The organism is Bacillus sp. SIMBA_074 (genome assembly GCF_046534555.1).
Taxonomy (GTDB): domain Bacteria; phylum Bacillota; class Bacilli; order Bacillales; family Bacillaceae_G; genus Bacillus_A; species Bacillus_A mycoides.
Genome location: NZ_JAWRYM010000579.1, coordinates 1 through 269, shown reverse-complemented (window position 1 = coordinate 269; position 269 = coordinate 1). Strand labels below are relative to the sequence as shown.

1 protein-coding gene is annotated in these 269 nt (G+C 73.2%); it reads right to left on the bottom strand.

Going from position 1 to position 269, the window contains the following annotated elements; translation table 11 throughout:
• Positions 1–269 (bottom strand): magnesium chelatase subunit ChlI family protein (locus tag SB773_RS32045; RefSeq protein WP_486304318.1); only part of this gene is annotated, 269 nt, incomplete at both ends.

The window sequence follows — 269 nt, the reverse complement described above, 5'->3', positions numbered from 1 at the left end:
GGCCATCGTCCACGCGACTCTGAGCACTCGGTCATAGCCCCGCAGTGTCAACGACCCGCGCTCCAGCGCACGATCGAGTGGCGATCGAGTCGCGGCGGAGAGTCGCAGGGCCCCCTGCCGGAGCCAGGTTCCCGGGACATCGGCATTGCGCCGCCACGGCGTGCTCTTCCACCGTTCCGCCGCACGCTCGCTCGCCGCGAGGACCCGGGCCCTCGCCCGCGCCGTCGTGGTTCTCGCCCTCCGCTCGTCCGTCGCGCACGACGCGGCCA